At 39.8% G+C, this 26771-nt stretch carries 27 protein-coding genes and 1 pseudogene; 12 read left to right on the top strand and 16 right to left on the bottom strand.

What is annotated here, in order from left to right; genetic code table 11:
• The first annotated feature begins 154 nt into the window (after nt 1-154).
• Nucleotides 155-349, top strand: a complete 195-nt coding sequence (locus tag AOC35_RS00945) for a hypothetical protein (protein ID WP_108645342.1) — start codon at nt 155-157, stop codon at nt 347-349.
• 89 nt (nt 350-438) lie between these two features.
• Nucleotides 439-867 (top strand): acyl-CoA thioesterase, encoded by a 429-nt coding sequence (locus tag AOC35_RS00940; protein ID WP_108645341.1) that lies wholly within the window; start codon nt 439-441, stop codon nt 865-867.
• On the opposite strand, the pseudogene AOC35_RS15470 reads toward AOC35_RS00940, so the two are convergent.
• The 3 genes and pseudogenes from AOC35_RS15470 to AOC35_RS00930 all read right to left on the bottom strand — a co-directional run.
• A pseudogene (locus AOC35_RS15470) lies at nt 860-1096 on the bottom strand (VOC family protein); the annotation flags it as partial. The gene AOC35_RS00940 and the pseudogene AOC35_RS15470 sit on opposite strands and share 8 nt — an antisense overlap.
• 31 nt (nt 1097-1127) lie before the next feature.
• Complete coding sequence (locus AOC35_RS00935; RefSeq protein WP_108645340.1) at nt 1128-2066, bottom strand: hydroxymethylglutaryl-CoA lyase; 939 nt, start codon at nt 2064-2066, stop codon at nt 1128-1130.
• A 10-nt stretch (nt 2067-2076) separates the two neighbouring features.
• On the bottom strand, nt 2077-3270 hold the full coding sequence (locus tag AOC35_RS00930) for a CaiB/BaiF CoA transferase family protein (protein ID WP_108645339.1): 1194 nt from the start codon (nt 3268-3270) through the stop codon (nt 2077-2079).
• A 113-nt stretch (nt 3271-3383) separates the two neighbouring features.
• On the opposite strand from AOC35_RS00930, the gene AOC35_RS00925 reads away from it, so the two are divergent.
• Nucleotides 3384-4295 (top strand): LysR family transcriptional regulator, encoded by a 912-nt coding sequence (locus AOC35_RS00925; RefSeq protein WP_108645338.1) that lies wholly within the window; start codon nt 3384-3386, stop codon nt 4293-4295.
• Nucleotides 4296-4313: 18 nt separating this feature from the next.
• Here AOC35_RS00925 and AOC35_RS00920 read toward each other — a convergent pair whose 3' ends face one another.
• The 6 genes from AOC35_RS00920 to AOC35_RS00895 form a co-directional block, all read right to left on the bottom strand.
• Nucleotides 4314-5384: an isocitrate/isopropylmalate dehydrogenase family protein gene (locus tag AOC35_RS00920; RefSeq protein WP_108645337.1), complete on the bottom strand. Its 1071-nt coding sequence runs from the start codon at nt 5382-5384 to the stop codon at nt 4314-4316.
• A gap of 3 nt (nt 5385-5387) precedes the next feature.
• Complete coding sequence (locus AOC35_RS00915) at nt 5388-6353, bottom strand: Bug family tripartite tricarboxylate transporter substrate binding protein (RefSeq protein WP_108645336.1); 966 nt, start codon at nt 6351-6353, stop codon at nt 5388-5390.
• 24 nt (nt 6354-6377) lie between these two features.
• On the bottom strand, nt 6378-7358 hold the full coding sequence (locus AOC35_RS00910; RefSeq protein ID WP_108645335.1) for a Bug family tripartite tricarboxylate transporter substrate binding protein: 981 nt from the start codon (nt 7356-7358) through the stop codon (nt 6378-6380).
• Nucleotides 7359-7408: 50 nt separating this feature from the next.
• Complete coding sequence (locus AOC35_RS00905) at nt 7409-8386, bottom strand: quinone oxidoreductase family protein (RefSeq protein ID WP_108645334.1); 978 nt, start codon at nt 8384-8386, stop codon at nt 7409-7411.
• A gap of 133 nt (nt 8387-8519) precedes the next feature.
• Complete coding sequence (locus AOC35_RS00900) at nt 8520-10760, bottom strand: xanthine dehydrogenase family protein molybdopterin-binding subunit (RefSeq protein ID WP_108645333.1); 2241 nt, start codon at nt 10758-10760, stop codon at nt 8520-8522.
• A gap of 22 nt (nt 10761-10782) precedes the next feature.
• Nucleotides 10783-11250, bottom strand: coding sequence for a (2Fe-2S)-binding protein (locus AOC35_RS00895; RefSeq protein WP_108645332.1), 468 nt, complete (start codon nt 11248-11250; stop codon nt 10783-10785).
• A 306-nt stretch (nt 11251-11556) separates the two neighbouring features.
• On the opposite strand from AOC35_RS00895, the gene AOC35_RS00890 reads away from it, so the two are divergent.
• The 5 genes from AOC35_RS00890 to AOC35_RS00870 all read left to right on the top strand — a co-directional run bounded on the left by AOC35_RS00890 (nt 11557) and on the right by AOC35_RS00870 (nt 16744).
• Nucleotides 11557-12582: a Bug family tripartite tricarboxylate transporter substrate binding protein gene (locus AOC35_RS00890; protein ID WP_159077417.1), complete on the top strand. Its 1026-nt coding sequence runs from the start codon at nt 11557-11559 to the stop codon at nt 12580-12582.
• Between the two features lie 3 nt (nt 12583-12585).
• On the top strand, nt 12586-13512 hold the full coding sequence (locus AOC35_RS00885; protein WP_108645330.1) for a TRAP transporter substrate-binding protein: 927 nt from the start codon (nt 12586-12588) through the stop codon (nt 13510-13512).
• Nucleotides 13513-13521: 9 nt separating this feature from the next.
• Complete coding sequence (locus tag AOC35_RS00880; protein ID WP_108645329.1) at nt 13522-14475, top strand: Gfo/Idh/MocA family protein; 954 nt, start codon at nt 13522-13524, stop codon at nt 14473-14475.
• A gap of 80 nt (nt 14476-14555) precedes the next feature.
• Entirely contained in the window at nt 14556-15551 is a 996-nt protein-coding gene (locus tag AOC35_RS00875; protein ID WP_108645328.1) for a Bug family tripartite tricarboxylate transporter substrate binding protein, read from the top strand.
• Nucleotides 15551-16744 (top strand): OsmC family protein, encoded by a 1194-nt coding sequence (locus AOC35_RS00870; protein WP_108645327.1) that lies wholly within the window; start codon nt 15551-15553, stop codon nt 16742-16744. The genes AOC35_RS00875 and AOC35_RS00870 overlap by 1 nt, the downstream gene beginning before the upstream one ends.
• A 63-nt stretch (nt 16745-16807) precedes the next feature.
• Here AOC35_RS00870 and AOC35_RS00865 read toward each other — a convergent pair whose 3' ends face one another.
• Nucleotides 16808-17800 (bottom strand): Bug family tripartite tricarboxylate transporter substrate binding protein, encoded by a 993-nt coding sequence (locus AOC35_RS00865; RefSeq protein ID WP_159077416.1) that lies wholly within the window; start codon nt 17798-17800, stop codon nt 16808-16810.
• 88 nt (nt 17801-17888) lie between these two features.
• Here AOC35_RS00865 and AOC35_RS00860 point away from each other — a divergent pair, with 88 nt between their 5' ends.
• The 4 genes from AOC35_RS00860 (at nt 17889) to AOC35_RS00845 (ending at nt 22063) form a co-directional block, all read left to right on the top strand.
• Nucleotides 17889-19049, top strand: coding sequence for a CoA transferase (locus tag AOC35_RS00860; protein WP_108645325.1), 1161 nt, complete (start codon nt 17889-17891; stop codon nt 19047-19049).
• 17 nt (nt 19050-19066) lie between these two features.
• A complete protein-coding gene (locus AOC35_RS00855) occupies nt 19067-19966 on the top strand; it encodes an HpcH/HpaI aldolase/citrate lyase family protein (protein ID WP_108645324.1) in 900 nt (299 codons plus the stop codon).
• Between the two features lie 10 nt (nt 19967-19976).
• Nucleotides 19977-21140, top strand: coding sequence for a CaiB/BaiF CoA transferase family protein (locus AOC35_RS00850; RefSeq protein WP_108645323.1), 1164 nt, complete (start codon nt 19977-19979; stop codon nt 21138-21140).
• A 158-nt stretch (nt 21141-21298) separates the two neighbouring features.
• Complete coding sequence (locus AOC35_RS00845; RefSeq protein WP_108645322.1) at nt 21299-22063, top strand: class II aldolase/adducin family protein; 765 nt, start codon at nt 21299-21301, stop codon at nt 22061-22063.
• 23 nt (nt 22064-22086) lie between these two features.
• Here the strand turns inward: AOC35_RS00845 and AOC35_RS00840 are convergent, their stop codons facing one another.
• The 6 genes from AOC35_RS00840 to AOC35_RS00815 all read right to left on the bottom strand — a co-directional run bounded on the left by AOC35_RS00840 (nt 22087) and on the right by AOC35_RS00815 (nt 26567).
• Nucleotides 22087-23079 (bottom strand): Bug family tripartite tricarboxylate transporter substrate binding protein, encoded by a 993-nt coding sequence (locus tag AOC35_RS00840; RefSeq protein ID WP_108645321.1) that lies wholly within the window; start codon nt 23077-23079, stop codon nt 22087-22089.
• 161 nt (nt 23080-23240) lie between these two features.
• Complete coding sequence (locus AOC35_RS00835) at nt 23241-23660, bottom strand: BON domain-containing protein (protein ID WP_108645320.1); 420 nt, start codon at nt 23658-23660, stop codon at nt 23241-23243.
• Nucleotides 23661-23676: 16 nt separating this feature from the next.
• Nucleotides 23677-23838 carry a DUF3309 family protein gene (locus AOC35_RS00830; RefSeq protein WP_108645319.1) on the bottom strand — a complete coding sequence of 54 codons (162 nt, stop codon included), beginning with the start codon at nt 23836-23838 and terminating at the stop codon, nt 23677-23679.
• A gap of 787 nt (nt 23839-24625) precedes the next feature.
• Complete coding sequence (locus AOC35_RS00825) at nt 24626-25312, bottom strand: Crp/Fnr family transcriptional regulator (protein WP_108645318.1); 687 nt, start codon at nt 25310-25312, stop codon at nt 24626-24628.
• Nucleotides 25313-25434: 122 nt separating this feature from the next.
• Nucleotides 25435-26109, bottom strand: coding sequence for a Crp/Fnr family transcriptional regulator (locus AOC35_RS00820; protein ID WP_108648655.1), 675 nt, complete (start codon nt 26107-26109; stop codon nt 25435-25437).
• 209 nt (nt 26110-26318) lie between these two features.
• Nucleotides 26319-26567 carry a hypothetical protein gene (locus tag AOC35_RS00815; RefSeq protein WP_108645317.1) on the bottom strand — a complete coding sequence of 83 codons (249 nt, stop codon included), beginning with the start codon at nt 26565-26567 and terminating at the stop codon, nt 26319-26321.
• Nucleotides 26568-26771 lie beyond the last annotated feature (204 nt).

The following is a 26771-nucleotide window of genomic DNA, read 5'->3' as shown; positions in this document are numbered from 1 at the left end:
TATTAAAATCAATTGCTTATAAGTTTTAATAAAAATTAACTTTTTCTCAATAATTTTGTCAACTTTAACTAAATCTAAGCGTTTAATACTCAGGTTAAGCAATAAATAGTTTCTAAAACTTGCTGAACCACCTGATTAAAGACGGAGAAAATTTATGAAAACCAATGATTTACCTAGTTCTACAGTGAATGGATTCAACGGTGCTAATGTTAGCCTCGAATTAGAACAGTTTAATCGTAAAAGAACCTCGAGAGGTTTAATGCCTGTTTCAGTAGAGGAATTTGCTGAGTTGTCCCTGAAGGTAATGGGCTTTGGTAACTGGAATAGTTCTGCGGCAATGGTTCACTAATCACGGACTCAGTATTTTCAAACTAACTGATTTTATTTCGTTAAAAAAGGAGACTAAAGTCTCCTTTTTTCAACTGCTCAACTTCTAAAATGGCTAAATCCGATTTTTCTTTTATCTATCCTTTACGAGTTCGTTGGTCTGAAATCGATCAACAAGCAATTGTTTTTAATAGCCATTATTTAACTTATTGCGATATCGGCTTCACTGAATACTGGAGAAATTCACCCTTACCGAATTTTCTAGAAATGAGTGGTTCAGGGTTAGAGTTTTTTGTAAAAAAGGCGGCCATCGAGTATCACCAGTCTGCAAAATTTGACGATTTATTGGATGTTTGTGTGCGTTGTTCTAGACTAGGCAACTCTTCGATGACAATCACCACGGAAATTTATCTTAAGTATGAATTACTCATCAATGCAGAGTTAACCTACGTATACGCCAATACAGCGACTAAAAAGAGTGCGCCAATTCCAACTGAGTGGAGAAGCTTTTTACTATCTGAGGCAGTCCCCAAGCCTTAAAAAATAAGTCGAAGGAGCCTGACGTGGGTATATCAGCATTGGGCTCAAACTCTTTACCTTTGACGTGTAAATTATTTTTTTTATTCCCGAATCGAAATGCTTTACGCTCGACTGGTGGAGTACCACCAATGAAAGAATTTAATTCCATCCCCATAATTCTTGTATAAAAATCGATGTAAGCATCCTCATGCGCCGTTGTAAGCACAATATGGTCAATATGATGAATCATCTACAGTCTCATCCATGGTTATTTTTTCTATTCATTCAGCGATATTACGCAACTCATCAACATAAGCTGGGATTGGATGAAGATCTAGAGGAAGTCCCGCTTTAATCATCTGCCCTGGTACATCATGGCCTACTATGAATGGTAACTCACGCGCAATCGCTAGCAACCTCAGAAGGTCTATACCCGTATCGAAACCCATGGCTTCCAACATATGGACTGAGTCTTCACTAGAAATATTGCCACTTGCTCCCGGTGCATAAGGACAACCACCAAGACCACCTAAAGAGCCATCAAAACGCTCAATACCGTTGTGTAGAGCAGCCAATATATTTGCGAGCCCCATACCTCTAGTGTTATGAAAATGGAAGGTGAGTTGCAAATCACTAAAGCGTTTTGTTAATGCCTGTGCCATTTGTGCTACTTGAGCTGGGTTAGCCATGCCGGTAGTATCGCAAATAGTTAGTCCCCTCACTCCTAAATCAGCAAATCGCTGAGAAAACTCTTCCACAACCGACTGCAACACAACACCCTCTAAAGGACAACCAAAGCTCGTGGAGAGTGAAACATTAATCGGGACATGACCATCTACAAAACGAATCACATTACTCAAACTGGCCACACTTTTTTCCCTTGTCATCCGCAGATTAGCTAGATTATGCGTTTCTGAAGTGGACATCACTAAATTCAATTCATCCGCTTTGGATTCCAAAGCACGCTCGGCACCCCGCAGATTTGGGACTAGCACCGTATATTCGACTCCTGGAACTCGTTGAATACGACCCATTACCTCCTCAGCGTCCCTGAGCATCGGAATTGCCTTGGGGGAAGTAAAAGAAGTCACCTCGATTTTTGCATAGCCACACTGACTTAAAGCATCAATCAATCTGATTTTTTCATCGGTTGCGATAAAGTTCGGTTCAATTTGAAAGCCGTCTCGGGTCACCACTTCATTAAAGTAAATTTTTTTCATGAGATAAGGATTAATTAGTAAAAGCTACGCCACGCTGTTTAAGCGCTTGAATTTGAATTTGATTCAGACCAATCTCTCGTAAAACCGCATCCGTATCTTGCCCAACATCTGGTGCCAACGTTTTGATGGAGCCAGGAGTTCTAGAAAGTTTTGGTAGAACACCAGGAACATCTAAACTACTACCATCTTTCATCGTAATACTTTGAATATTTTCACGGGCTCTGAAATGAGGGTCATTCGCAATATCTGCGACCGTATAAATGCGACCTGCTGGTACGGACGCTGCGTCTAAAATCTCTAGGGCTTGATCTGTACTCATGGTTTTTGCCCATTGTCCAATGACACTATCTAATTCCTCTACGCGCTCTACTCGACCATCATTATTGGCTAACTGGGGATCAATGGCTAAATCACTCCTACCAATAGAAGTCATTAAACGTTTAAAGATACTATCCCCATTACCCGCAATCAAAACATATCCCCCATCGGCACATAGATAGGCATTACTTGGTGCAATCCCAGGCAATGCGCTACCAGCAGCCTGACGTACTTCACCAAAAGCACTATATTCAGGAAGTAAGCTTTCCATACAATTAAAGACAGCCTCGTACAGTGCCACATCAATCACCTGTCCCTTACCACTTTGATGGCGCTCTTGAAGCGCAAGTAAAATGCCAATCACACCATGTAAGGAAGCTAGGGTATCGCCGATACTGACACCCACACGCACTGGCACCCGACCCGGTTCTGCGGTCAAATGTCGCAGTCCACCCATCGCTTCTGCGACCACCCCAAAGCCTGGTTTGTCTTTGTAGGGTCCTGTCTGACCATAACCACTGATTCTTAAAATAATTAATCTAGGGTTTAACTCTAGTAAATCTTTTGGATCAAGACCCCAAGCTTCTAAGGTACCTGGGCGAAAATTTTCAATCAACACATCAGCATCTTTGACTAGCATGCGCACAATTTCTTGTGCTTCCAATTGCTTGAGATCGAGCGACAGTGAACGCTTATTCCGCGACTGGACTTGCCACCAAACCGAAGTACCATCCTTCAAAAGTCGCCACTTTCGTAAAGCGTCACCAACTCCTGGGGGTTCAATTTTAATGACATCCGCACCGAAATCTGCCAAGGTCTTTGCTGCAAAGGGACCAGCGATGAGTTGCCCCATCTCAATCACTTTAATATTTGCTAATGGTTCCATTATTTACCCTAATCAATTTATTTCTATCAAGTTAACCATTTTTATAATGTTTGTGAATTGCTTTCTTATTAACCAGCCTTCTCAAATTGCGAAGGCTTAGTTAAAATATCTTCATGAACCTAAAAATAAATCCTGCAAAAATTGATTTTGTTACTCTCCGGTTGTTCTGTGCGATTGCTAGAACTGGAAGTATTACCAAAGGTGCTGAAGAATGTAATTTAGCACTTTCAGCAGCGAGTAGACGCATTTCAGAATTTGAAGAAACTGTTGGATCCTCTCTTTTTGATCGATCGACTAAAGGCGTATCACTTACGCAAGCAGGGCATGTAGTGATTCAACATGCGTTAAGGTTATTTCAAGGCTTTGAACAATTAAGCAATGAACTCTCCGAATATTCGAAAGGCATGAAAGGACATGTGCGTCTTTGGGCTAATATGTCTGCCTTGACTGAATTTTTACCCTCTACTTTATATGATTTTTTAAGCCGCCACCCTGAAATTCAAGTAGAAATAGAAGAACAATTGAGTGGAGATATCGTCAGAGCTTTACATGAAGGTTTTGCAGATATTGGAGTTTTTGCTGATGGCACAATCACCACAGGACTTGATACACAAGTGCTCTGTCAAGATGAGTTATATATCGTATGCAGTCAGCAACACCCCGTCGCTCAATTTCAATCTCTGGGCTTTAAAGAATGCCTTGCACATGATTTTGTCGGTCTGAACAGAGGTAGTTCCCTATTGGAACTCACGTTCAGAAATGCAGAAAAATTAGGTCTTCAAATGAAATTGCGGGTTCAAGTCAGAAGCTATAACGCGATGTGTGAAATGATTGCAGCGAACCTTGGGATTGGTATCTTACCAATCCAAGCTTGTAAAACACAAGTCAATGCGATGAATTTACGGACCATTAAACTCAATGAGGTTTGGGCACATCGTAATTTATTGATTGCCACGAAATCGGGAGCCAGTTTATCTCCAGCAGCTTGCCTACTTCAGTCTCATTTGCAAGCTGCTCAGAGTTAAGATTCTAATACCGGAGAATTACCTTAACGCCTGTAAAATTGCTCCAACCATGGACTCCATATTGCCTCGGCCGTTGATATCACCAGTTCGAGAATCTGGATTTGATAGGGCGAGAGTAGTTGCTGCTGACATCGCTTTGGCCATCGATACCGCTTGGGGAATCCCGTGACTATAACCCAGCCAATCAAACAACATTCGAGTAGACTCAATCATTGAATACGGATTAGCAATCCCTTTACCCGCTATATCAGGTGCAGAGCCATGAGTTGCCTGCGCCATCGCAATATTGCCATTGCCAATACATAAACCTGGAGCCATTCCAAGACCACCAACCAAGCCAGCCGCTTCATCTGACAAGATATCGCCGAACATATTAGTCGTGACCACCACATCAAAATTCTGCGGATCACGAATTAGTCGCATAGCAAAAGTATCTACAATCACATCGTCCACCCTGACATCGGGATACTCTAAAGCAAGTTTTTTGCATTCTTCCACGAACATGCCACAACCCAACTTAAAAACAGTATCTTTGTGCACATAGGTTAAATGTTTTTTTCTTTGACGGGCTAACTCAAAAGCTGCTTTTGCCACAAGTCGACTGCCAGTTCTTGTGATAACGCGCATTGATAGGGTTACTTCATCATTGGGACGAAATTCAGAATTACCCATCAACATATTACGATCTGGCTGAAATCCCTCGTTGTTTTCTCGAACAATGACTAGATCAATATCATCCCTTAAACAACCAATATCAGGATAAGATCTGGTAGGTCTGACGTTTGCAAATAAATTGAACTGTTTGCGTAATATCGGATGGGGATTAATTGCGTTCGCTTGCTTAGGGTAAGCACGATGTCCAATCGGCCCTAAGATCCATCCGTCAAGGGTATGCAGGGTTTCTAAGGTTTCTGGTGGTAGTGTATTGCCGTGTGTATCAAGTGCTCGGCGACCTATAGGTAAAGGCACCCAATCAATCTTTACACCGTGAAGATCAGCCGCTTTTTTAGCAACCGCTACGGCTGCAGGGACGATCTCATGTCCAATATCATCACCTTCTAAAATACCTACTCTTAATATTTTTTCCATCGCTCACTCTTCTAATTGAATATTCTTTGCTTTTGCTAAAGCAGTCCACCGACTTATTTCGTTTTTAATAAATTGTCCAAATTGTGCTGACGTCATTGGCATTGGTTCAACCGCCTCGATTGCTAATTTTTCTCGCATCTCAGGCAACTTCAATGTTGCCACTTGGGTTTCATTTAGTCGCTCAACAATCTCTGCTGGCATGCCAGCAGGACCCACAGATCCATACCACTGCATGGCATCAAAGCCTTTAAAACCAATCTCTTCCATCGTTGGTACTTCTTTCAGTGAACTACTACGCCTTGGACCAGTCACCGCCAAGGCGCGCACCTTACCAGATTGAATATATTGTAGAGCTGCGGCCAATCCTGGAAACATGGTTTGTGTTTGGTTACCCAATAAGTCATTAATCGCTGGGGCAATTCCTCGATAAGGAATATGCAGCAAATTAAGACCCGTTTCTTGCTTAAATAGTTCCATCGTCATGTGCGTTAATGAACCCTGACCAGCGGTGCCATAAGAAAGCTTGCCCGTATTTTTTCGAGCATAGTCGATAAACTCTTTCATATTTGTAACTGGTACTTGACTATTTACAACCAAAACATTCGGCGTAGCACCAATCATCCCAATTGGCGTAAAGTCTTTAACTGGATCATAAGGAACCTTGCGCGTCGCTGGGTTAGTTCCGTGTGTCGCCACATATCCCTGCATCAAGGTATAACCATCTGGAGCAGCGCGCATAGTAGTTTGAGAGGCAATGACCCCACCCCCGCCACTTTGATTTTCGACCACAAAGGTTTGACCTAAAAAACGTCCCCATCGCTCTGTGACCACACGTCCAATCATATCGTTACCACCCCCAGCAGCAACTGGCACAATATATCGAATCGGTCTAGTGGGATAGGATTGGGCTCTTCCTATAAGAGGTAAGGAGAAGGCAGCTGTGGCAGCAATAAAATCACGACGGTTCATATCAACATTATTTCCACAATTAAATTAATCGACTTTTACATCGGCTGACTTGACCAGCTTGACCCAAAACTTTTCGTCTTCGATTAAAAACTTAGAAAAATCTGCAGGTGACGCAGATAAGGAAACATCGGTTCCCTCTCTTGCGAGAGCAACTTTCACATTGGGTTGACGCAACGCACTCTGCGTAGCCTCAAATATTTTTTGAATAATGGGAGCGGGCGTGCCGTTAGGGACAAAAAGTCCATACCAAAATTCGATTTCATAATCGGGTAATCCCGCTTCTTTCATACCCGGTAAATTCGGTGCTAATTGGGAACGTTCTTTGCTAGAAATAGCTAATGCTCGTAAGCGACCACTTTGAACCATTGGTAATACTGAAGGGGGTGTACCAAAAGTTAATTGTGTATCTCCTGCCACCACTGATTGAATCGCTAAGGAGCCTCCCCTAAATGGGATATGCGTCATTTTGATATCGGCAATTTGACTAAATAGAGCTCCGGCTAAGTGAGGTGCAGATCCGTTCCCAGAAGTTGCATAGTTCAAACCGCCTGAATCTTGCTTTGCTTTTGCAATCAACTCTTTGACTGAAGAAATTCCAGTATTAGGATTGACGGCAATGACAACAGGTGAACTCGTCACTTTACTAACCGGCAGAAGATCACTCGGGCGATAACCTAACTTTAGATTTAAGGCTGGATTAACCGAAATACTACTTGGACTGGCAATTAAGACGGTGTATCCATCTGGGGGAGACTTTGCAACGGTTTCGGCGGCAATACTCGAGCCTGCGCCAGGCTTATTTTCAATAATAATACTTTGACCCAAGGCCGTACCAAGAGGAACACTAATGTTGCGCGCAACATAGTCCGCCGCTCCTCCAGGCGCAAACCCAACAATCAGTCGAATAGGTTTATTGGGATATACCTGAGCTTGACTAACAGAACAAAAGAGTGGCAATAAAAATAAAGTACTCCATTTGCAGATCGAAAGTTGATGTATTTTCATCCTTTGTACCAATCACTTTGTTGAGGTTTTCTAATTAAGTAGCTTCAATATTATTCCGATCCAGCTAAGATAATTTTCCCTAAATGCTGATTGGAATCCATGAAGGCTTTGGCTGCGAGCAAATCATCAAATGAGAATACTTTACCGATTAAGGGTAGAGCTTGACCTTTTGCGAACAGCGGTAAGATTTCTTGTCTAAATGCGGGTAAGGACTCAGCTCGTTGCTCAGGATTTCGCAGTTTATTAGATACCCCAAATAGTGTTAATCGCTTCGTATGTAAAAGCTGAATATCAATCTCTGCTTTAAGTACATTATCAACATAACCTACCGTAGCTAAACGACCTTGAAAAGCCATCGAGCGAACACACTCTGGAAAGACGGAGCCACCTACCGTATTGATCACTAAATCAACACCTTTACCTTCAGTAACCTGCATCACTTCATCATAAAAATTAGGTGCGCGAGTACAAATACCTAGGTCAAGACCAATATTCTTGAGAACATCTAATTTCGCTTGTGAACCTGAGGTACCAATCACTTTAGCGCCCAGTGTTTTTGCCATTGCGAGGGCAGTGACCCCAACTCCGGAAGTTACACCAGGAATGAAGACCCACTCTCCTGCCTTGAGTCCTCCTTGGACCACTAACATATCAAACACGACTAATGCTGTTAATGGAATGGCTGCTGCTTGATTCCAATCCATTGAATCTGGCATTTTCATCGCTTCACGCTCGGTGATTAAAGCGTACTCTGCAAATGCTCCAGAGCACCTTCCCATCACCCGATCTCCGAGATGAAAGTTTTCTATGCCGGCACCGCAACTCACGACTTCTCCAGCTGCTTCCATACCAATGGGTTTTGCGGCACCAGCTTTATGTAAGCCATGTCCTAAGATAAACTCGCCACGATTAAGACCTGCTGCACGAACACGAATTAATAATTGCCCTGCGCCCGGAACTAATTGATCAATCTCACGCAATTCAATCTGCGCACTTTCTCCATCACTCTGCATCCAATACGATTTCATCGCCAGCCTTATTCATTATTAATATTTATAAAAATTTGTAGAAGTCAAATTACTATACTTGATACCATTAAAAAAAACGAACTGAACGGTACTATTTCAACCATTCAGTTCGCCAATCATCACAGCCTCAGATTTAAGCTCTAGTAACTGACTGCTCCTTTAATGCTAATTTAACAGACTCTGGAGTAAATGGAATTGTTCTCAGGCGAACCCCAGTCGCATCAAATACAGCATTAGCAATTGCGGCTGGAATCGTTGTTGGAGTCTGCTCACCGGCTCCCCAAGAAGGTGTACCCGGTTGATCAATTAATACGGTATGGACCTTAGGTACATCATTGAAACGCACAATTGGATAAGAAGCCCAATCGACACTTTCAATCTCACTACCAGTCCACTTTACCTCTTCCATCAGAACCCGACTGACTGTCTGAATAGCGCCACCTTGGATTTGATTTTGAACGCCATCAGGATTAATGATTTGTCCACAATCATGCGCAACGTGTAGGTTTTTAACTGAAATCTTACCAGTCTCTTTATTGACCTCAATCTCTGCAACAGTAGCTACGTAGGTTATCGAGTTGTTATACCGCACATAAGCAATACCACGACCTGTAACAATTTTTGCATTCTGGTTTGATTTAAAAGCTGGTTCCCTACTTTGCCATCCAGATGACTTCATCGCGGCACGAATAACAGCTATCGCTCTAGGATCATTTAAGTTTTTGATTCTAAACTCTGCAGGATCAGCATTACTAGAAGTGGCTAACTCATCAATAAATGATTCATTACCAAAACTATTTTCAATTCGTCCAGGACTTCTGAGATGCGATGATCTTAAGAAAGTTTGGGCAACATGCTTCGTATTAACCGTAATATTAGGCACTAAATAGGGTGCTCCGGAATTTTGGAATAAAAAGCCAACCCAGTTACCAGGTCTTGGCACCCCAGTATCAGTCGCAGCAAGTAACGGAAAATCAAGTGGTTTCATAAAAGCAACTTGATTTAAAGCAATATAAAAATCACTCTTCCAACCAATAATGTTGCCATTACTATCTAGACTAGCTTCAAAGTCCATCGTTCGTGGCGGACTTTTTGGTGCTAGCGCAGTTTCATCATGGCGCATCCATTGCAGTCTCACTGGCTTACCAATTGCGATAGAAGCAAGTGCGGCATCCGCTGTTGCATCCTCATGTCCGTTACGTCCATAGCAGCCTGATCCGTCTAGATAAATAAGACGAATAGATTCTTTTGGCAACCCCGTGATAACAGACAACTCATGTTGCATGGAGTGAGTTGCTTGCGATGCACTCCATACTGTCAACTTACCATCCTTATAATCTGCCACTGCACAAGATGGGCCGATTGATGCATGAGTTTGGACTGGGAAATTATAGGTAGCTTTAATATTTTTAGCACCCGAATTGAGAACCGAATCAACATTGCCAACTTTTTGTGTAACTTCTTCTTTGGCAATGGGCATTGTTCGCCACTCTTTAAAAATGGTTGCTTTTTTAGGTAGATCAGGACCCTTAGTCCATGAAACCTTAATATCCCTAGCTGCTTTGACAGCGCCCCACTCTGTGGTGGATATTACGACTAAAAAATCACCTTTACGAACTGTTTGAACATAGCCCTTAATCTTTTTGAGCCCTGAATCATCAAAGCTACTTAATTTTGCACCAATCGAATTAGGGCGAACTACACGGGCGTGTAACATACCTGGTAATTTAAAGTCGTGCATGTATACATACTCACCAGTTACTTTTTGGGGAATATCAACCCGCTGAATCGATTTACCAATCACACGGTAGTCATTAGGATTTTTTAAGACTACCTTAGGATTTACTTCTAATTTAAAGCCATCACCAATTAGGCTACCGTAGCTTAATTTTTGTGCAGGATTACTAATGGGGAAAACCATCCCATCTCTCACTAGCAATTCTGAAACTGGAATTTGCAATTTTTGCGAGGCTCTCTCTAAGAGCGCTTGCCTTGCATTAGCCGCAGCTTGGCGCAGCTCAGTGCCCCCTTGAGAAATGGATAAGGCTCCCCCTGTGATCCACTGATCAGGGGTAGTAGCAGTATCCCCCATCACCATTTCAATTGAATTAAATGGGACATACAACTCATCTGCTGCAATTTGTGCAAAAGCAGTTTTGATACCAGTCCCTAAATCTACTTTGCCAGAAAAGATGGTGACCTTACCACTTTGATCAATACTTAACCAAGAATCCAGTACCTCTCTTTTGACTACCTTAGGATCTCTTAAACCTTGGCTAGTGTTTGCATTGGCTATGCTTCCTAAAGAAAAACTAACCATTAGTACACCAGCTCCGCTGGTTTTTAAAAACTCTCGACGTGTAAATGTATTCATTTTGGTAACCGATCTCGGAGAATTAAGTTAGTGAATTGGTTAAGTAGCGTCTGACAGCAGCAACAATCCGTTGATGTGTCCCACACCGACATAAATTACCTGATAAGGCATCAGCAATTTGTTGATCGCTTGGGTTTTTATTTTTAGCTAAAAAGGCGGATGCAGTCATAATCATGCCGTTAATACAATAACCGCATTGGGCTGCTTGCTCATCAATAAAGGCTTGCTGTAATTTCCCTGGCTTTGCACTAGTTCCAAGACCTTCAAGGGTAGTAATCTTTTTGCCGCTAACGCTGGTGGCTGGCGTGATACAGGACCGGATAGCTTGTCCATCAACATGAACGGTACAAGCGCCGCACTGACCTAAGCCACAGCCAAATTTAGGACCTTTCATATTTAAATCATCACGCAGTGCGTATAACAATGGGGTATCGTCATCAATGTTAATGGACTTATTTTTTCCATTCACGAGCAATGTGGTTTGAGTCATGAAGTTAAATTCCTTTAATGAAATTTGAGTAATTGAATAATGAAAAAACCTAATAGAATTAATTAGATAAAGTAGATTTCACTTTTTTTATTTTTAACATTAAAAGTATATTGATTTACGCAGAATCTATAACTAGGAAATACCCTAGAAAAATCGATCCTTGCAAAGATAATTGCGATTAGATGAAGCTTCAGTCAATCTTGCCTTGAATAAAGTTACAATAAAAATTAATGCAAACTAACAGCACCCTATCTGTTTTATAGAAAGAGTTCGCTATGATGTTAAATGCTTTGGAGATTAGTTGTTTTGAAAAATTTAAAAATTACTTTACAAACTCGCTTATCAATAAAGCACCTTCAACGATTTTTCAAATTCTATTTTTTGCTAAATGTAGGAGTTTTTTGCAGTTGGTCTTCTGCGCAAAACAATAATCAAGAAACCTGGCCAAACCGGCCTATTCGAATTATCACTACCGATCCAGGGGGTGCAGCTGACATTGCGGCACGTTTAATTGCTCCATCCTTATCAAAAAGTTTTGGACAACCCGTCTATATCGATAACCGCTCAGGGAGTGGTTCCATTACCGCAATTGAAACGGTTGTGAGTTCTAAACCTGATGGACATACACTTTTACTTTATGGAAGTCCTGTTTGGTTGATGCAGCTGATGAAAAGTAAGTTATCTTGGGATCCTATTCGCGATTTAGCACCGGTATCTCTTGTTATTACCCAACCGAATGTTTTAGCAGTTCACCCCTCCTTGCCTGTCAAAAGTGTTCAAGAGTTAATTGCACTCGCTAAACAAAAACCTGGCGAACTCAATTACAGTTCAGGTTCAGTTGGTGCATCGAACCATTTAGCAGCTGAATTATTTAATTCAATGGCTAAAGTGAAAATTGAAAGGGTTCCTTATAAAGGCGGTGGAGCAGCTTTACTAGGAGTCCTTACTAATCAAACCCAATTAATTTTTGGCACTACAGCTTCAGTAAAACCTCAAATCGAAACAGGAAAGTTGCGAGCGATTGCAGTGACGACCAAGCAGCCGAGCATGTTATTGCCAGGCATCCCAACTATTGCCTCTTCAGGATTGCCGGATTATGAAGCCTTAACTTTGTACGCGTTATTTGCTCCAGCCAAAACTCCTAAACGAATTGTTGACCTCATCAATCAAGAAGTGGTTGACGCTTTAAATAAACCAGAGGTGCGACAAAGCCTAATTAAGAGTGGTAATGAGGCTACCCCTACTAGCCCTGAAGGTCTTGCAAAAATGATTGACGAAGATATCTTACGCTGGGGAAAGATTATTCGTGAAGCGAACATAACGGTAGATTAAATAATGGAAAAAATTCATATTAAGTTTGGTGGATACCAAAATCAGGGCTCTATCCATAATCAGGCAGCAACGTACTTTTTACAAACCCTAGAAGAAAAATTAGGGGACCAAATAAGTACTGAGTTGATTGGTAACGTTTTAAATTTAGGTAAAAAGTCAGGTGATTTACCAGGTATGGTAAGTGACGGTGAATTAACCTGTTGCTATATATCGACTGTCCGTTTTTCTGAATGGATCCCAGAAATCAATATTTTAGATTTACCTTTTTTAATTAAAGATCGCGCCCAAATACAAGCTGCTTTCAGAGGTGCCTTTGGCACTCATTTAAAAAATCAATTTTCAGTCAATACACCGTTTAAATTACTGGGGGTTTGGGATAATGGTTTTAGGCATATAACCAATAAACGTCATCCTATCCGCACGCCAAAAGATTGTGAAGGATTGAGTATTCGAACCCAAATAAGCGATGTACATGTAGAGTCATTAAAAGCAATTGGATTTAATCCGATCCCAGTTGACGTGAAAGTGTTTGTAGATGAAATTGAAGGTCCTCGTTTTGACGCTCAAGATAACCCTCTAACAAATAGTTTTAATTTTGGCGTACATAAGTTTCACCGCTTTTTTACCCTTACGGGACATTTTTTTGGTGGTACTGCCTTGATTTGTAATTCGGCAATTTTTGATACGTGGTCAAAAGAAATTCAACAGGTTTTCTTGGAAGTAGCAGAACTTGCCAACGAGTACCAATGGCAATTAGCCCATCAAGAAGATGATCTGATTTTACAAAAATTAAGCTTTGAAGAGAATGAAATAATCCATTTAACCGACGCGGAACGAAATTTATTTAAGTTGGCAGTGAAGCCAGTATTTGAAAAATACGAAAAAATTATTCCAGCTAGTATTTTTCAAATGTTTCAAGATCAAAAATAGAGAGTTGACATGAAATTAGGTATCGTCGGACTTGGATGGTGGGGACAAAAATTAGTTCATTCTATTTACGGTAAAAATGAACATATTACTTTTACCCATGCTGTAACGAAGGAACCTCAAGGTGTTGAAAAATTTGCACTGGATCATCAATTAAAGATTTCTACCGAAATGAGTGATTTACTGCAAGACCCCGATATCGAGGCGGTCTTATTAGCCACCCCCCACTCATTACACGTTGAACAAATCATTGCTTGTGCAAAAGCCGGAAAGCCTGTTTTTTGTGAAAAACCATTAGCCATGAATGTGGCCGGTGCGAAAGAGGCAATCGATGCTTGTATTCAGGCGAATGTGGTTCTCGCCCTTGGCACGAATAAACGATTTTGGCCATGTATGAGAGAGCTCAACAAAGTCATTAACTCCGGTGTGATTGGTAAATTACTTCATATAGAGGGACACTATAGTAATGAAAATACAGGCAGGCATTTCTCAGAATGGAGAACCCATCATCACGAGGCGCCCGCAGCAGGCTTAACTGGTGCCGGCCTTCATGTGATTGATGCCTTAGTTCATTTTGCTGGGCCAGTTAAAAATGTTCAGGCACAAGTATTATCTTCTCGCCCCCAACCTAATCCACTTGATACTGTTACTGCCATGTTTGAATTTGAGTCCGGTATGAGTGGCACGATGGCTACCATTCGTTCCACTCCCTTTTATTGGAGAATCCATGTTTTTGGTGAGCAGGGATCTGCCGAGGCTTTATCAGAGAATGAACTCGTTCTAAGATTAAAGGGGCAGGCCCCTCTTAAAACCACTTATGACAATGTTGACACACTGCTACTAGAAATTGAAGAGTTTGTTGCTGCGGTTGAAGGGAAAAAACCCTTCCATGTCAGTTATTCAGAAATGCTTGCAACTGTCGATGCGTTTGAGCGCATCGTAAAGTGTGTGGAACAGAATGAGTAAAGGATTTGCTTAGGAATATAATTAATCAAGATGACTAAATGAAGATCATCAATCAATTATAAAAATAAACTGGAGATTAAATGGCACACGATCGCTACTTTACAAAATTTTTCCATTACTTGGGCTTGTACGTTGTTCTTCATGCCCTTTTAATGATTTCTGTTACTAAGGTTTACGCTGCTTATCCTGAAAAAACGATTTCTTTAGTATCCCCTTTTCAGCCAGGAGGGGCCAGTGATGTGTTGGCAAGGGTGATTGTTAAGCCTCTTTCAGATGCACTTGGTCAGACTGTGATTATTGAAAACAAACCTGGAGCTGGAGGCAATATTGGTATTAATTATGTAGGTAGATCAAAGCCTGATGGCTACACCTTACTAATTACAACCAGCGTGTTAGTCATTAATCCTAGTCTATACAAAAATGCTGGATTTGATCCTTTTAAGGACTTTACGCCGATATCAGATTGCGGTGCCTCTCCTAACGTAATTCTTACCAAAGCAAACTCTGGTATTAACTCCTTGGGTGAAATGGTCACCTTAGCCAAAAATCAACCGGATGTTTTAAATTATGCCCATGCGGGAGTTGGAGTTTCACCTCATTTAGGTATGGAGTTATTCAAATCCCGGGCAAAAATTAACATTGCACCCATCCCATACCCAGGCGGTGGTCCTGCAATTCAAGCGGTTCTTGGCGGTTCAACTCAAATCGGATCCATCAATATTTTAGGATTGATGCCACATATTAAATCTGGAGCACTCATTCCATTAGCGCAAACTGGCAGTGAGCGGGCCGCAGAAATGCCAAATGTTCCAACTTTGACTGAACTTGGCTACCCAAACACCGAAGCTGAAACTTTTGTGGCTATTCTGGCTCCTGCAGGCACTCCGCCGGCGATTGTAGAAAGACTATCAAAAGAAATTAATCTGATTTTACAAAATGCCGAAGTGAATGATCGTCTAAAGAAATTTGGTTTTAGAGTTGTTGCAGGTGGACCTGAGGTATTACGAGCCAGAATGCAGCGAGAATTGCCAATGTGGAAAGAGATTATTGAAAAAGCAAAGGTAATGGTTGATTAATGAATTATGCAATTGATTCCTTTGGTTATCCACTTGGTTTTAAAGTAGACGATGGTAGTTCGCCTTCATCTCTAACTCTCAATAAGACAGGTCGAGAGGTTATTAAAGTTGAAGCCTGTCATTTAACAGGACATCAAAGGGAAGCAATACTTACTGAAGGTGGCGGAACAAAGTGGCGGCTAACCTCTGATGAAGGCAAGCACTTAAAAGGAACTGATTTAGCTCCCTTTCCTTTTGGTTACTTTAATGCCGGATTGCAAGCAGATTTACTGAACCGAATTCGACATTACTCCAACGAATTAAACCTGCATTTCTCCGAGTTACATTTGAAATTAGCAAATGAGTATTGGTTGCTAGGTTCATTTGTAAACGGCACTGGCAAAGGTGAGGCCACCCCATCTAAAATTGAAATTCACATCAATAGTGAGTTGACTGATCAACAAATTATTCATTTAATTACTTGTGCGACTAAGGCGTCACCGAGTATCAATTTTTTAGAGCGAGTTTTAAAAAGTACTTTTTCTCTAACTATTAATGGGAAGAGAAAAGTGCTCAATGAATTAGTAGATCCGATGGTAGATATCCCAGAAGATCCATTCATCCGATATCCAAAACCATTGCAACCAATAGTCTCTGATGAGACTGAGCTCAATATGATTCGTAAACTGTCTCTGAGAGAAAAAGGTGAAATTGCTATTGCGCCACCGGGCAGTACTTCTAAAATTATTAGAAATATTGAAGGTCAAAGCAGCTTTGTAGACTCGACTGGAATAACTGAAATTGAATCATGGTTAACTTTACCGGGTATGAGTCATTTTTTATTTAACTCCGATGAGGGGCAAGGATCTAAAGCGCCCTCAGGTCTTGGCCTTCTATCAACGGGTATTGCATTTTGTTTTATTACCCAAATTGCCAGATATATTGAAAATATGAAGTTGAATGTGAGCGGTATTCGGTTAGTTCAATTCAATCCATTTTCGATTAACAAAGATGCAAATGGTCTTTCACAAATTGGTGAGGCAGAGCCAATTGAAACGCATTTGTTTTTAAATGGCTCTTTATCTGAAGAGATGTTTGAGCAACTCTTAAATATGTCCGCTAGAACTTGTTACTTGCATGCTACAGCGCAAAATAGTTTGCCTCCTATGATAAAGATTATTCATAATTCAAAAGAGATTTCTTTTTCCAGCTAGGTTAAATACCAAAACGAGTAACCCAGAAAATAATGTTACTTGAACCAATAGCTTTTAAAACGATTACTCTAGCTTTATATTTGCTGCTTTAATTAAGCTTTCATATTTATTCGCTTCTAATTGCATAAATTCACTGAACTCACGAATAGAATTGGCGGGTACAGCAATACTATCTGCTTCTAACTGACTTTTTGTTTCTGGAACTGCCAACATGGCGTTAATTTCCTGATTTAATTTTTCAACGACTGGAATCGGTGTACCTTTAGGAGCAAATAATCCTCCCCATACAGTAAAACTAAATCCAGGTAAGACTGATTCAGAGACGGTTTCTACATTCGGTAGGACACTAATTCTTTTTGGTGTTGTTACACCAATCACTTTTAATTTCCCAGCCTTGATTAATGGCATCGCCGATGAGGTACTTGAGAAGAATAAATTCAATCTTCCACCTAATAAGTCAGGTAATAAGTTACTCATACCTTTATAAGGGACATGTACCATTATTATATTTGTGCCAAGCTCTAAAGCTGCTCCTGCCAAGTGTCCAGGCGTTCCTTGCCCCAGTGAGCCATAACTCATTTCACCCGGAGATTTTTTAGCCATTTGAATAAATTCAGCTAGCGTATTAAATTTTGAATCAATTGGTGCAACTATAGCTAAGGGTGCATTACCCATTAAGACTACTGGAATCAAGTCTTTCATTGGGTCGTAGCCCAATTCTTTCATTAACAAACGATTTACGACTAACTCGCCCGTTTGACCAACCAGTAAGGTATATCCATCAGATTTTGCATTAACAACATAACGCCCCCCAATTGATCCGTTTCCTCCTGGTTTGTTTTCAACGATTATTGGTTGCTTAAAGTTAGCGTATAGTTTTTCACTAGATAATCGCGCTAAACGATCTCCCATACCTCCAGGACCGTAGGGAACCACCATGGTTATTTGTTTTTGTGGATAGTTTGTCTCTGCAGCTAATAAAGATGCAGGCATTGATAAGAGTAAGATCGTGTTAACCAAAAATTTTACGCAATGCTGAATTTTCTCTATTTTCATATAGTCTCCCAAAGCATAATTAGTATTTATTTTATTCATTGCAATGTTATCGTGTATCCTAAGATGCTGAATTGATACCCTAGATTTTATGAATAAATTGCCTTTATCCAATCTTACCATTTTAGAACTTGGTAGTTCCTTGTCGGGTTCTTATGCCGGTCAAATGATGGCAAAATTTGGCGCAAAGATTTTTATCAATGAGCCTACAATTTTAGGAAGTCCATTGCGTCATTTGGTACCATCTGATTACCAAATGAAATGGTGGAATACAATCAGTAAAAACAAATTCTCAATCTCTCTAGATCCCTACTATTTACAAAACAACTTATCAGTCAGTGATATTTTTAATCATGTTGATGTCATCATTACAGATATCGGTCCCAAAAAATGGGCAATAGATCCTTGGTTAAAGTATTATGAAACCTGCCCAAAAAAACCTTTAGTCATTGATATTTACCCTTCTGGCAAAGATATGTCGCACCTATGGCAAGGATCATCACTAGCTGAATTTACTTCGGCAAATTCCGGAATGTTGCACTTAACTGGTTGGGAGGATGGGCCTCCTGTTGGGGTTGAGGCACCAATTGCTGAATATCTTGCGGGAATAATGGCAGCGTCTGGTGCATTAGCTGAATTAGGGTTTTCAAGAAATCATAAAACGTCTCCAAGACCTATATCCATGGCTATGCATGAAGCTGTTCTTAGAATGATTGAATGGCAATTACCTATTTCTGCACTAGAAGGTAACGCCGTTTTGCGTAATGGCAATAATTTTCCTATGAATGCAGGTATTTCTAATATGCCTCTAACAAAGGATGGCAAATATATCGCTATTTCTGCAGCAAGTCAGGAAGTTGCAATGCGACTATTAAATTTAATCGGTGGTTCTGAACTTGCAAACCATCCTCATTACTCCACACCCAAAGCCCGCGCTGATAATATGAAAGATCTGTATGTAAAACTGAATGCTTGGGTGGCCACAAAAACTCAAGAAGAAATTTTACTCCTCGCTTCCGAAGCTGATATTGTGGTTGGTCCTATTTATAACTCGCTTGACATTCTTCAAGACCCTACGATAAGTGAGAGGGGTAATTTGACAACAATGCAATTAAGTAATGATGAACAAATGGATCAAACCTTTCATATCCCTAAGGTCTCAGGAATAAATCCAATTAAATTAACTAATGCTCCTGAATTAGGCGCTCATACTTTGGATTTTCTTCAACTAATTTCTCAAAAAAACTCTTAACTAATAAGTTTTAATTTATGAATCAAAATACATTGAACCCATGGCCAATTAAATCTCTTTTGTTCGTTCCTGCTAATCGTGAAGATTTTGTATTGAAAGCGATACGTTTTAAACCACAGGCAGTAATTCTTGACTTAGAAGATGCAGTTCCACGGCAAGAGCTTGAGCAAGCACGTCTTCAAGTAAAAAAGTTAATGAAAATTTTGTATGATGACAACATCATTTGCTTTGTAAGAATTAACTCACTGCAAGAAGGTGGAATTGAAGACCTAAACTTTATTGTCTGTGAATACCTCAGTGGCATTATGGTCCCTAAAATCGAGTCAGCCGAGGATACACTCCTACTTGATAAACTTCTTTTGGAGTTAGAAATAAATGCACATTTACCCTCTCACTCTATTGATATCATTGCCCTTCCAGAAACTGCTTTAGGAATTTTTAAAGGTTTTGAAATTGCAAATGCCAGTCCCCGTGTAAAAAGTTTAATGACTGCTGTCAGTGGCCCTACAGGTGGTGATGTAGCAAAAGCGATTGGCTATGAAGCAACGCCTGAAGGCTTAGAGCAACTCTATTTACAAAGTAAGGTAGTCCTAGAAAGTAAGGCTGCCAATGCCCCTTATCCGATTGCTGGTGTAATCGGTATGAATATAAAAGATTTAGATTATGTAAAAATACTTATTCAAAGGGCTAAGAACATTGGTTTTACTGGTGTTGCACTGATTCACCCTAGCCACGTAGAAATTGCCAATCAAGTATTTAGCTTATCTGGTGAAGAAATTAATTATCACAAAGCGCTTGTTCAAACATTTTTAGAAGCTAATCAAAAGGGCTTAGGAGCCACCACATTTCAAGGTTCTATGATTGATCAGGCAATGTATCAAAGATCGTTAGAGATTTTACAAACAATACAAAGTTAATATTGACATAATGTCCACGGAAAAAAGTCATCAATTACCGCTTCAAGGCGTTACCGTCATCGAATTAGGTACGATCATTGCAGGTCCATTTGCAGGCAGTTTATTGGCTGAAATGGGTGCTACCGTGATTAAAATAGAACAGCCAGTTCAAGGTGATGGCCTTCGTCAATCAGGACCCAAAATAAATGGGGTCCCGATATGGTGGGGTGTCGCATCTCGAAATAAGAAATGTATCAGCCTAAATTTAAAAAATCCTTTAGGCATCGAAGTATTTAAAAAGTTGATACTAAAAGCAGATGTACTCATTGAGAATTATCGTCCTGGTGTTTTAGATAAACTAGGAATAGGTAACTCAACATTACACACTCTTGTACCAAAGCTCATTATTTTGAGTATTTCTGGTTATGGAAAGGATGGGAGTTACGCAACCAAGCCTGGTTTTGGGAAAATTGCTGAAGGCTTCAGCGGGATTGTTCCTTTGACTGGTCACCCTGACGAACCACCGTTATATAACGGCTTTTCTTTAGCGGATGCAAGTTCTGGCTTATATGGAAGTTTTATGATTAATATGCTTCTTCTTGATGAAGATAGAAAAAATATCTCTATTGATCTCGCCCTATATGAGCCTCTATTGGAAATGCTTGCTTTTCAGTTTCATTCCCCTAATGCACCGGCTATGCGTCAAGGTACGAATAATCCATATGGTTGGGGCCTCCCAGAAAACACTATTACTTATCCAACACTTCAATCAAGGGATAATCATTGGTTTCAAATTAAATTAGACACTCAAAACTGTTCAGCCTTAAAAAAGCAATTTATTTCAACTCATGAAAAGAATTTCGAAAATGATTTAATAGATTGGTCTAGGTCTAAAACAATGCATGAAATTTTTAGTCAGTTAAGTGATTCAGATATACCCGTGTCAATTGTGCAAAATGGCGAAACCCTTGCCTCTGAGCCCTATTTCAAGTCGCGTGGTGACGTAGTCCAAGCAACTCACCCTAGCTTAGGTGAATTTCCAGTTCCAGGATTTTTCCCGAAATATGAGCGCTCAAATAAGAATACGGCTTTCCGAGCTCCCCAAATCGGTGAGGATAACGAAGTTATTCTTAAAGATTTTTTAAATATTGACCCTGAAACGTATCAACAGTTACTAGATCAAAATGTAATTTAAAAAGATTTCAATTTGTTCCTTGAGACACGCTCTTCCCTTATGGTCTCACTCGCGGGTTTATTATTTCAATCCTATCTTTTCTTTATGCATAAAAGAGGATTAATAAAACCTCCTTCGTGTATGATAATTATTAATAAAAAAAACTACCTGGAGATGTGATGACTTTTAACAATCAATCAGTCAAGGAACGAGTCAGTCCTGAAGAGTGGGATGTCAGAGTTCAGCTTTCAGCATGCTATCGATTTGCCGCTCATTTCCGAATGACTGACTTAATCTACACGCATATTTCTGCGAGAGTCCCCGGTGATGAGAATCATTTTTTATTGAATGCTTTTGGTCTGATGTGGGATGAAGTAAATGCTTCAAACTTGGTAAAAATTACCCTAGATGGAAAAATTGTTGATGATCCTACTGGTTTAGGCTTCAATGAAGCTGGCTTTGTCATTCACAGTGCAATCCATGGGGCGCGACATGATGTGGTCTGTGTGATGCACACCCATACTGCATCTGGGGTGGCTGTCTCTGCTCAGCAACATGGACTCTTACCATTGTCGCAACATGCGATGAGGCTCACTGGTAATGTTGGATATCACGCTTATGAAGGTGTTGCTTTGAACCTAGAGGAACGTGAGCGACTTGTGGCTGATATCGGCGATAAGATGACATTGATTTTACATAATCATGGCTTATTAACCTGCGGTAAAACTGTGCGTGAAGCCTTTGATTTTATGTATTATTTAGAACGCGCTTGTCAGATACAAATCGCTGCTTTAGCAGGGGGTACTCCTGTTATTACCCCATCTGCGGAAGTTGCGCAAAAGGTCGCTGATAGTTTTGCACGGCCAGGTTATCAAGAAAAGAAAGGTGAATGGCGTGCATTAATCCGTATGCTCGATAAAATGGATCCTTCTTATAAGGAATAATTCTCGCTGCATGAAGGCCTGATTCAATTTGCTTCTTTAAGAAGACCTGCTTTAGCCATAATTTCTTTAACGACATCGCGGCGCTGATCCATCATCGTTGTCATTTTCTCTGGCGCAATATATTCGGGCTTTGCATCTCGTTCTAGAGCAAACTTAATAAACTCTGGATCCTTAACAACTTGCTCAATTGCTCCAGTTATTTTAGCAACGATTTCTTTAGGGATATTGGGTGGACCAATCACAACATTGGTAGATTCCCAAACTACGGGATATCCAAGTTCTTTAATTGTCGGAAATTTATCATAAGGTGGCGGCGATCTATTTTCAGCAAGAGAGGCTAAAAATCGAATTTGTCCGCCTTCTAACAGCGCCCTTGCAGAGGCAAGCCCGGCAACTCCCACTTCGGCATGACCGCCAGCAACTAGCAAGGCTACATTGGCGCCAGCTCCTGTAACGGGAATACTCGCCATATTCAGATTTGCGCCGCTTAAAAATGTTTGAGCACCTACCCACCAACTTTGCCCAACACCTGCAGTAGCTAAATTAACTTTACCGGGATTCGCTTTACTATAGGTGATCACTTCTTGAGCCGTATTGAATTTCAAAGTACTTTTATTAGACCCTATTAAAATCGGGAAAAAAGTTGCCACCGCTCCAAATTGCGTAAAGTTGTTGTAGTCAAGATTCGAGACACCTTGAAGTTTGTTCGTAATGATTGTTGCAGATGCAATCCCAAGTGTATAGCCATCGGGCTTAGATAGGTGAATTTCTCGATAACCAATTGCACTCCCCGCTCCCGGCCTATTTAAGATGGTAATTGGTTGACCAAGAATACGTGACACTCGATCCATTGCTGCACGAGCTAAAACGTCACCATCCGCACCTGCTTCAAGGGGAACAATAAAAGAAATTGGTTTTGTTGGAAATTTTTCTTGCGCTGTTACATGAAGCGAGAAAAGTAGACCTAAAATGAAACTGACTAAACCTAGTTTTGAATTAAAGAAAAAACCTTGCATATTTGCCCCCTATTTTTTATTCAATAGTACATCTTTTTAATTGTAACTTTAGAGGATATGATGCTATGTCGAAAAAAATAAAAAAACTATCCCTGTCCTTAAGCACATAGATAGTTTTTATTTCAAATACATAAGGATTCGTTATGGATGAAGTAATAACTTTATTTTATAGATGTAACCAATTTATTTCTTACAATTTGAACACCTGGTACCGCTTTTGTTAACATTACAGCCCGATCAATCTTATCTTGATTTTCTGCAGAGCCAGAAAGAGTTACTACTCCCATTTCTGTCTCGACTGTAATTTTCAAAGATTTAATTGCTGAATCATTTAAGAGTGCCATCTTTACTTTTGCGGTAATTGCGCTATCGTCCATTTCCTGGCTAGCGGAATCAGCTTTTCTCATTACACTCTGATCTGCCTTTTCTACAGAGTTAGAAATGGCTGAGGATACATTTTCTGTCACCTCATCGATTTTTTTCCCAGCTGTCTCCGCAGGACCAGACTTATCACAGGCCACAAGACCGGAGACAATCATCATTGAGGCAAATACTGCTTTAAAACTATGTTCAAGTTCCATAAAATTTCCTTCCTTTTTAAATTGAAATTCTGCCAAGGGCAAGTAGGATGATCAGGATTATTAAAAGAAGACCGAAGCCACTACTAGGTAAATACCCCCAATTTTTACTATGAGACCAAGTGGGAATGGCTCCTATTACCATCAAAATTAAAATTACTAAAATTATTGATCCTAACATTTCAAGTTCCTTTTATTTGTTGAGTAAATTTCAATTTACTTTAAACCATGTCCTTTGACTGTTCGCTATCAAACATACGGTATGGAGAGAGTTTATTTGTACGGTATCGAACAAACTTTTTAGAGTGAAATGATTAAGATTGAAGCAGAAGTAATAAAAATTTTTAATTATTCAATCTTTGCTTGGTAACTTAAAAGAACCATTGTGTCTGTCATTCATTTAGTTATTTTTTTATTGCCCTTTAAATTTAATTTCATTATCATTTTTTTATCCATCTTATTTTAAAAACCCTAATCCTCTCTCTTTGTACTTTTTTTTCTATCCTGCAATGTAATTCTTGTTCCGGAGAAGAATTAGATTTACGAAATACTTTAGCCTCAATAAATAAAAGCGATATTTGGATAAATCCTGGTCTGATTACATACCATTTTGATCAGACTAAAAATTTTAATGCGCTGAATTACGGTCTTGGCATAGAGTACCAATTTTCAAATAAAGGCTCAGTTACTGCTGGGACTTTTAGAAACAGTAACTATGGCTCCTCAAATTACTTTGGTGTATATTGGCAGCCATTTCTTTTAGGACCAGTTAAACTTGGATTCGTTGCTGGTGCATTTAATGGTTACAGCTCAAATAATAATGGCGGTTGATTTCCTGCAATACTTCCAGCTTTAACGCTCGAAAATAATTGGCTTGGATTAAATCTATTAATTATTCCTACCATACCAAATCATGTAGCTGGATCCCTTTCATTTCAAATGAAATTCAAAGTATTTAAATAGATTTGTTAATTAATTAAATTAGTGTAAATTTTTATATTTTCTAGATAACAACTACAAGCTTCAGCTTTTAATGCGGTGCGGTCTAAAACTTTCATTTCTCCTCGGTGGTAATCTATGATTCCTCTTCTTTTAAAATCAGCTGCGGTGGTTGTAATGCCGACCCGCCTAACACCTAACATTAACGAAATGAATTCATGGGTCATTTGAAAGGTCGGTGATTGAGCTCTATCCTCGCTCATTAAAAGCCATTTAGCTAGGCGAGCAGATATTGTATGAAAATGTTCGCAACCCACTGATAAGCCTAGTTGTTGTATTCGTATCACAAGATATTTTTTTACGGCCATTTTTAATTCCATATTTTTTTCAATTGCATTCAAGAAATCCTCTGCGTAAATTCGTAATGCATTACCAGCACCTTGAACTAATCCATTGAAAGGATGTATATTTATTCCAAGAATAAGCTCAGCACCTAGCATTCCTTCTCTACCGATCATTCCAATTTCAATTAAAGATTGCTCCTCAATGTTTTGAGTAATAGATATAAATCCATCGATTGGAAAGTAAATATACTGAATGGGTTGATCTGCTAAACATATATTTTGCGATAAATTTAATTCAATGCTTTGAGCATTTAAAAAGACAGCTTCTTGTGTCTTTTTTGACAATGAATTAATGAAAATATTTTTACTCATTATTAACGTACCTTTGATTTGAATACCTAACTTCTCTTGGGACTTTTTTCAAATGATTACTCATTAATCAATCCACTTTGAAGTATGAATTCTTAGATCTATTGCATCTGTTCGCTAACCAACTAAACTGCCATCTTATTAGGCAACAGTCGATCATACTCAGCCTTAACAACTGCATAACACTCGCAAGTTCGATTTTCTAATCCTTTTCTGTCTAGGATTGTTATGTGTCCTCGCGAGTACTTTATAAAACCTGCCTTTTGGACCTTTAATGCAGCTTCGGTCACACCCTCACGCCTAACTCCGAGCATGTTTGCAATTAACTCTTGTGTCATGATTAATTCATTACTGGTTAATCGGTCTAAGCTTAAAAGTAACCATCGACACAACTGCTGATCTAAGGAATGATGCCGATTGCATACTGCTGTTTGGGACATTTGTGTAATGAGTGCTTGGGTATAACGCAACAGTAAATGCATGACCGGCCCCGCATTATTAAATTCATTTAATATGAGCCTAGACGGAACTCGGTAACCCAATCCGGCGCTTTGAACTACTGCCCTACTTGATGTTGACTCACCACCCATAAAAATGGAGATTCCAACAATTCCTTCGTTGCCAACCACCGCTATCTCAACTGCAGAACCATTTTCTAAAGCATACAAAAGAGAAATAATTGCAGTAGATGGAAAGTAAACATAATTCATTTTTATTCCAGGTTCGTATAGAACCTTTCCTAAAGGTAGGCTCACTTGTTCTATATTTGGAAGAAGTCTTTTCCACTCTTTTTTCGGAATGCAATGAAAGAGGTAATTTCGGTCTTTAAGAACTTTTGTTTCCAATTGAAAACCTAACTATGCGTTATTGAATATTTATATTTAAATTTTATTTGCAGAAGCAACCACTGTATGTTCGTTACAGAACATACAAAGAGAATACATGAAAAACCCTCCACGCCGTGGTGAGTTTTCATTTGCATTTCCTTGCTAATTTCTTAGCTTCAAGTCTATTTCTTACTTGAAGTTACAGGATGAGCCATATTTTTAATAACCATTTCACTTTGGTCATTTGCTTGTAAAGTATGAGCGTGAGCTACTGCTGCATGGTTGCCAGCTTGTTTAGCGTCGCCTGATTCATGTTGTTTAGCTGCTTCCTTATGCGCCTTAGATGCAGCATCACAATGCTCCGCAGCTTTCGTATGCATTTGATGTGATGTTGTAGAACTTGATGCTGGTGATTTTTGTTCGAGAGCCATATATTTCTCTAATAGGTTGGAATAGAAAAATTCTATTCCAATGAGTTACAAATAACTCGTAAATCAATATAAGTTAAATCATCATTTTTCTTTGTCTCTTATAAAACTCTTTATAAGAATATTCCTTATGTCTGATTTCGAACATCTAATTTTCTTTTATTTGTTTAGTCTGATGTTGTACTTAGGGTTTTTTCGACACCTACG

Origin of the sequence: Polynucleobacter rarus (genome assembly GCF_003072505.1) — a bacterium.
GTDB classification, from domain to species: Bacteria; Pseudomonadota; Gammaproteobacteria; order Burkholderiales; family Burkholderiaceae; genus Polynucleobacter; species Polynucleobacter rarus.
Note: the sequence above shows the minus strand (reverse complement) of the source record. Positions and strands in the feature narration are given on the sequence as shown.

Excerpts from the sequence above, each read along its gene's own strand:
- AOC35_RS00945 (WP_108645342.1), top strand. The coding sequence starts at position 155 with ATGAAAACCAATGATTTACCTAGTTCTACAGTGAATGGATTCAACGGT.
- AOC35_RS00940 (WP_108645341.1), top strand. The coding sequence starts at position 439 with ATGGCTAAATCCGATTTTTCTTTTATCTATCCTTTACGAGTTCGTTGG.
- AOC35_RS00935 (WP_108645340.1), bottom strand. The coding sequence starts at position 2,066 with ATGAAAAAAATTTACTTTAATGAAGTGGTGACCCGAGACGGCTTTCAA.
- AOC35_RS00930 (WP_108645339.1), bottom strand. The coding sequence starts at position 3,270 with ATGGAACCATTAGCAAATATTAAAGTGATTGAGATGGGGCAACTCATC.
- AOC35_RS00925 (WP_108645338.1), top strand. The coding sequence starts at position 3,384 with ATGAACCTAAAAATAAATCCTGCAAAAATTGATTTTGTTACTCTCCGG.
- AOC35_RS00920 (WP_108645337.1), bottom strand. The coding sequence starts at position 5,384 with ATGGAAAAAATATTAAGAGTAGGTATTTTAGAAGGTGATGATATTGGA.
- AOC35_RS00915 (WP_108645336.1), bottom strand. The coding sequence starts at position 6,353 with ATGAACCGTCGTGATTTTATTGCTGCCACAGCTGCCTTCTCCTTACCT.
- AOC35_RS00910 (WP_108645335.1), bottom strand. The coding sequence starts at position 7,358 with ATGAAAATACATCAACTTTCGATCTGCAAATGGAGTACTTTATTTTTA.
- AOC35_RS00905 (WP_108645334.1), bottom strand. The coding sequence starts at position 8,386 with ATGAAATCGTATTGGATGCAGAGTGATGGAGAAAGTGCGCAGATTGAA.
- AOC35_RS00900 (WP_108645333.1), bottom strand. The coding sequence starts at position 10,760 with ATGAATACATTTACACGTCGAGAGTTTTTAAAAACCAGCGGAGCTGGT.
- AOC35_RS00895 (WP_108645332.1), bottom strand. The coding sequence starts at position 11,250 with ATGACTCAAACCACATTGCTCGTGAATGGAAAAAATAAGTCCATTAAC.
- AOC35_RS00885 (WP_108645330.1), top strand. The coding sequence starts at position 12,586 with ATGGAAAAAATTCATATTAAGTTTGGTGGATACCAAAATCAGGGCTCT.
- AOC35_RS00880 (WP_108645329.1), top strand. The coding sequence starts at position 13,522 with ATGAAATTAGGTATCGTCGGACTTGGATGGTGGGGACAAAAATTAGTT.
- AOC35_RS00875 (WP_108645328.1), top strand. The coding sequence starts at position 14,556 with ATGGCACACGATCGCTACTTTACAAAATTTTTCCATTACTTGGGCTTG.
- AOC35_RS00870 (WP_108645327.1), top strand. The coding sequence starts at position 15,551 with ATGAATTATGCAATTGATTCCTTTGGTTATCCACTTGGTTTTAAAGTA.
- AOC35_RS00865 (WP_159077416.1), bottom strand. The coding sequence starts at position 17,800 with ATGAAAATAGAGAAAATTCAGCATTGCGTAAAATTTTTGGTTAACACG.
- AOC35_RS00860 (WP_108645325.1), top strand. The coding sequence starts at position 17,889 with ATGAATAAATTGCCTTTATCCAATCTTACCATTTTAGAACTTGGTAGT.
- AOC35_RS00855 (WP_108645324.1), top strand. The coding sequence starts at position 19,067 with ATGAATCAAAATACATTGAACCCATGGCCAATTAAATCTCTTTTGTTC.
- AOC35_RS00850 (WP_108645323.1), top strand. The coding sequence starts at position 19,977 with ATGTCCACGGAAAAAAGTCATCAATTACCGCTTCAAGGCGTTACCGTC.
- AOC35_RS00845 (WP_108645322.1), top strand. The coding sequence starts at position 21,299 with ATGACTTTTAACAATCAATCAGTCAAGGAACGAGTCAGTCCTGAAGAG.
- AOC35_RS00840 (WP_108645321.1), bottom strand. The coding sequence starts at position 23,079 with ATGCAAGGTTTTTTCTTTAATTCAAAACTAGGTTTAGTCAGTTTCATT.
- AOC35_RS00835 (WP_108645320.1), bottom strand. The coding sequence starts at position 23,660 with ATGGAACTTGAACATAGTTTTAAAGCAGTATTTGCCTCAATGATGATT.
- AOC35_RS00830 (WP_108645319.1), bottom strand. The coding sequence starts at position 23,838 with ATGTTAGGATCAATAATTTTAGTAATTTTAATTTTGATGGTAATAGGA.
- AOC35_RS00825 (WP_108645318.1), bottom strand. The coding sequence starts at position 25,312 with ATGAGTAAAAATATTTTCATTAATTCATTGTCAAAAAAGACACAAGAA.
- AOC35_RS00815 (WP_108645317.1), bottom strand. The coding sequence starts at position 26,567 with ATGGCTCTCGAACAAAAATCACCAGCATCAAGTTCTACAACATCACAT.